General features: G+C 69.0%; 1 pseudogene. It reads left to right on the plus strand.

What is annotated here, in order from left to right:
* Positions 1-80: 80 nt before the first annotated feature.
* Positions 81-2,405: pseudogene (gene glgB / locus FLM69_RS11135) on the plus strand (1,4-alpha-glucan branching protein GlgB); the annotation flags it as partial.
* Between the last annotated feature and the right edge of the window lie 791 nt (positions 2,406-3,196).

Raw genomic sequence — 3,196 nt, forward strand, 5'->3', positions numbered from 1 at the left:
TTGTTTTTTTTTTTTCCAAGCAGAAGCCGGAATACGAGTTGTAGCTCCGTCCCGTGGGCTGGGAGATGTGTAAAAGAGCCAGGTCCGCCGCCCCCCGCCCCGCCGTCGCCCCGCTCGCCGTGGACCCGGAGGTGCTGGCCGCCGTCGCGCAGGGCCGGCACCACGATCCGCACACCGTGCTGGGCGCCCACCCGCATCCCGACGGCGCCGCGGTCACCTACCGCGTGCTGCGCCCGCTGGCGCGCACGGTCACGGTGGTCCGCGCCGGCGACGGGCAGCGCGTGGAGCTGACGCACGAGCACGACGGCGTGTTCGCGGGCGTGGCCCCGACGCCCCGTGTGGCCGGGGCCGCCGCGGGCGACTACCGCGTCGAGGTGGCATACGAGACCGAGGACGGCACGACCGGCCCCGTCCAGGAGCAGGACGACGCGTACCGGCACCTGCCCACGCTCGGCGAGCTGGACCTGCACCTGATCGGGGAGGGCCGGCACGAACGGCTGTGGGAGGTGCTCGGCGCCCGCGTGGTCCGCACCTCCGCCGACGAGGCCGTCGGCACGGCCTTCGCGGTCTGGGCGCCGAATGCGCGGGCGGTGCGCGTGGTGGGCGACCACAACGGCTGGGACGGCCGGACCCACGCCATGCGGTCCCTCGGCTCCTCCGGCGTGTGGGAGCTGCTGGCGCCCGGCGTCGGTCACGGCGACCGCTACAAGTTCGAGATCCTCGGTCGGGACGGGCTCTGGCGGCAGAAGGCGGACCCGATGGCCCGCTGGACGGAGGTCCCGCCGGCCACGGCCTCGCGGGTGCTGGAGTCCGACTACGACTTCGGGGACAGCGTCTGGATGGAGCGCCGCCGCGTCACGGACCCGCATGAGCGCCCGCTGAGCATCTACGAGGTGCACCTGGGCTCGTGGCGGCCCGGGCTCGACTACCGGGAGCTGGCCGAGCAGCTCGTGGAGTACGTGCAGTGGCTGGGGTTCACGCACGTGGAGTTCCTGCCGGTCGCGGAGCATCCGTTCGGCGGGTCCTGGGGCTACCAGGTGACCGGCTACTACGCCCCCACCTCCCGGTTCGGCTCCCCGGACGAGTTCAAGCACCTGGTGGATGCGCTCCACCGGGCGGGGATCGGCGTCATCGTGGACTGGGTGCCCGCGCACTTCCCCAAGGACGAGTGGGCGCTCGCGCGCTTCGACGGGACCGCCCTGTACGAGCACCCGGACCCGCGGCGGGGCGAACATCCCGACTGGGGCACCCTCGTGTTCGACTTCGGCCGCACCGAGGTCCGCAACTTCCTCGTGGCCAACGCGCTCTACTGGCTCGGCGAGTTCCACATCGACGGGCTGCGCGTGGACGCCGTCGCCTCGATGCTCTACCTGGACTACTCGCGCGAGGACGGGCAGTGGGAGCCCAACGTGCACGGCGGCAACCACAACCTCGAGGCCATCGACTTCCTGCGCGAGGTCAACGCGACCGTGTACCGCCTGCACCCCGGCGTCCACATGATCGCGGAGGAGTCCACGGCCTTCTCCGGGGTGAGCGCTCCCGTGGACGCGGGCGGTCTCGGCTTCGGCAAGAAGTGGAACATGGGCTGGATGCACGACACCCTGGCCTACCTGTCCCAGGACCCGGTCAACCGCCGGTGGCACCACGGGCAGTGGACGTTCTCCATGGTGTACGCCTACTCGGAGAACTACGTGCTGCCGCTGTCCCACGACGAGGTCGTCCACGGCAAGGGCTCCCTGCTGGGCCGCATCCCGGGCGACCGTCGGCAGCAGCTGGCCACCCTGCGTGCCTACTACGGCTACATGTGGGCCCACCCCGGCAAGCAGCTGCTGTTCATGGGCGGGGAGTACGCGCAGCCGAGCGAGTGGTCCGAGGGCGAGGGCCTGGACTGGCCCGTCTCGTGGGACGAGGCGCACCGCGGGGTCCAGTTGACGATCCGGGAGCTCAACGCGCTCTACCGCAGCAAGCCGGCGCTGTGGTCGCTGGACCACAGCCCGGAGGGATTCGCGTGGGTGGACGGCGGCGACGCCGACGGCAACACGCTCGTGTTCCTCCGCCTGCCCGCTGCGCGGGTGGTGCCGGAGACGCGGATCGACGACGACGGCGCCGCGGTCCCGGCCGCCGAGCCGGGCGGTGCCCCGCTGCTGTGCATCACGAACCTCTCGGGGTCGCCGCGCCAGGGGTTGCGCGCGGGGGTGCCGTCCGCGGGGGAGTGGACGGTGGTGCTGGACACCGACGCGACCGACTTCCACGGTGACGGCTGGCGGGAGCAGACCGGCCAGTCCGAGGTGGTCACTGCCCATGAGGGCCAGTGGCAGGGCCAGCCGGCCCACGTCACGGTGAACGTGCCGGCGCTGACCACCCTGTGGCTGCAGCCGAACCCGGACACGACGGGCACGCCCTGAGGCGTGGTGCACGTCACGGTCGGCGGTCTCGGCGCGGAAGCGTCGAACGGGGCCGGCCAGGCCGAAGAAATCCGCGAGAACAGGCGGAAGCCGACCGTCCACCCGTGCCCGGACGCGGGGTGTCACCCCTGTTTTTGTGTTCGGTGGGATTCGGGTGTAGACTTCCATCTCGTGCTCAAGACGCCGACCGGGTGACCGGGGGGCGGGGTGAAGAACACAGAATCCGCGGATTCATGCCGAGAATGGCAGGTCCAGGGCGGGTGGTGCTCACCGGGTGCGCGGCCGGCAGTGATGCGGGTCGGGATTCCTGAAGACGATGATCTGGTTTGACAGCCGGGGATCGTGTGGTAAGGTTTTTGAGGCCTTCCACGTGGATGGTCCGGTGAGTGTCCGGCCCCGCGGTGAGCGGAGTTAACATGGTCGGATCGCGTGGTAAGGTTTTCTAGCCCGGCCACGTGAACGGACGGTGAAGGCTTCGGACACGGAGTTGACACGGTCGAATCGGATGGTCTAGGATGGAGAAGTTGCTCCAGAGCGAAACGGCCCGCGGAGTGGGTCGCTGAAGCTGGAAGCGCCTGTTGTTTGAGAACTCAATAGTGTGCCAAGTTTGTTGATGCCAATTGTTTTAACACATATTGGTTGATCATCGCCTGCCACCCCCGTAGTGTGGTGATGGTCTGCCAGGTATTGAATGGATGTCGTGGTGGTTATTTCCGGCTGCCACGGTGTTGTTCTGTAATTTTTTTACGGAGAGTTTGATCCTGGCTCAGGATGAACGCTGGCGGCGTGCT

This window comes from Micrococcus sp. R8502A1, from assembly GCF_006704135.1.
In the GTDB taxonomy this organism is placed as follows: domain Bacteria; phylum Actinomycetota; class Actinomycetes; order Actinomycetales; family Micrococcaceae; genus Micrococcus; species Micrococcus luteus.